Origin of the sequence: Roseicyclus sp. (genome assembly GCF_052168335.1) — a bacterium.
Taxonomy (GTDB): Bacteria; Pseudomonadota; Alphaproteobacteria; order Rhodobacterales; family Rhodobacteraceae; genus Roseibacterium.
Genome location: NZ_JBQLZP010000409.1, coordinates 1 through 1,621 on the forward strand (window position 1 = coordinate 1; position 1,621 = coordinate 1,621).

Below are 1,621 nucleotides of genomic sequence, written 5' to 3' on the forward strand. Positions count from 1 at the left end.
GGCGGGCGCCGATGCGCGTGCGGCTCGCCGGCGGCACGCTGTCGTCGGCGGGGGCCGGGGCCGTCCTGAACGGCGCCAACGTGGCCGCGATCGGCCCCGGGGACGGGGCCGGGTGGGAGGTGATCCAGTTCCGCGAGGCGCGTCTCGTCGGGCCTGACCTCTGGGAGATCGGGCTGAGGCTACGGGGGCAGGCGGGGACGGATGCGGACATGCCGCCCGCCTGGCCGGAGGGGAGCCTCTTCGTCCTTCTCGACGGGGCGGTCGGCCAGATCGACCTGCCGGCCGCGGCGCGCGGCCTCGCCCGGCACTGGCGCGTCGGCCCGGCGCGCCGCGGCCTCGACGATCCGAGCTACGTGGAGAAGGTACTGGCCTTTCCGGGCATCGGCCTCCGCCCGCTCCGCCCCGTCCACCTGCGGGCCGCGCGCATGGGCGGCGACCGTGCCGTGAGCTGGGTGCGCCGCAGCCGTATCGACGCCGACAGCTGGGAGGGCACCGACGTGCCGCTCGGCGAGGCGACAGAGGCCTATTCGGTTCGCGTCGTGGACGCGGGCGGCCTCCGGCGCGAGGCGACCGTCACGACGCCCGCCTTCACGTATACCGCCGCGATGCGGGCCGAGGACGGCACCGCGCCGCCCCATTGGATCGAAGTCGCCCAGCTCTCCGACCGGTTCGGACCGGGCCCGTTCGCGAGGATCACCATCGATGACTGAAACGGCCAACCTCTCGCTTCCGCTCCTCCAGCCCGGACAGGCACAGAAGCACGTCACCGTGAACGAGGCGCTGGTCCGGCTCGACGGGCTGACGCAACTCCGCCTCGTGTCGGTGTCGCAGATCGTTCCGCCCGTGGCGCCGGAGGAGGGCGCGGCCTACGGCGTGGGCGTCGGCGCGGTGAACGGCTGGGCCGGGCGGGACGGAGACGTGGCGGTCGCCGTGGGCGGCGGCTGGGTCTTCGTGACGCCGAGGCGCGGCTGGCGGGCGATGGTGCTCGACGCAGGCGCGGGCGCCGTCTTCGACGGCATGGCGTGGCGGGCGGGCGCGGCGACGCTCACGCCCTGGGGCGCGGGGCTCGCCCTGCGTGCGGCAGAGATCGAGGTGACGCTCGGGGCCGGGGCCGCGGCGACGACGCCGCCGGTCTTTCCCGAGCGCGCCATCGTCTTCGGCGTCACGGGGCGTGTCACGCAGGCCATCACCGGAAGCGCCACGGCCTGGTCCCTCGGTGTGCCGGGCGAGCCCGGGCGCTACGGCACGGGCCTCGGTCTCGCCTTGAATTCCTGGGTGAACGGCCCGGGCGCGCCGCAGGTAGCCTGGACGCCGACGCCGCTCGAGATCACGGCGGAGGGCGGGACCTTCGCGGGCGGCGCCCTCCGCCTCGTTGCGCATTTCGCGGAGCTGGCGCTGCCCGACCCGGTCTGAGGGCGACGCATTCGGCGCAGGGCTTTCCTGTATAGGATCGACGCCTGCGGCGCCGGGCGTTCCTGCATGGCATCGATGCCTTCGGCGCCGCCTCTTCCCGCATGACATCGGCGCCTGCGGCGCCGAGAGTTCATGTATGGGATCGGCGCCTGCGGCGCCGACATTTCATGCATGGGATCGGCGCCCTCGGCGCCGACCGGGGGCGGCG

The 1,621-nt window shown here is 74.9% G+C and carries 2 protein-coding genes; both read left to right on the forward strand.

The features are described 5' to 3' along the window. The coding region (locus tag ACTS11_RS12500) for a GTA baseplate fiber-binding domain-containing protein (RefSeq protein ID WP_442640644.1) at positions 1 to 710 on the forward strand (710 nt) is incomplete at its 5' end. Then, positions 703 to 1,413, forward strand: coding sequence for a DUF2793 domain-containing protein (locus ACTS11_RS12505; protein ID WP_442640645.1), 711 nt, complete (start codon positions 703 to 705; stop codon positions 1,411 to 1,413). The genes ACTS11_RS12500 and ACTS11_RS12505, both read left to right, overlap by 8 nt. The last annotated feature ends 208 nt before the right edge of the window (positions 1,414 to 1,621 follow it).

What these genes read in the sequence shown, in the direction of transcription:
- ACTS11_RS12505 (WP_442640645.1), top strand. Translation starts at nt 703, where the DNA reads ATGACTGAAACGGCCAACCTCTCGCTTCCGCTCCTCCAGCCCGGACAG.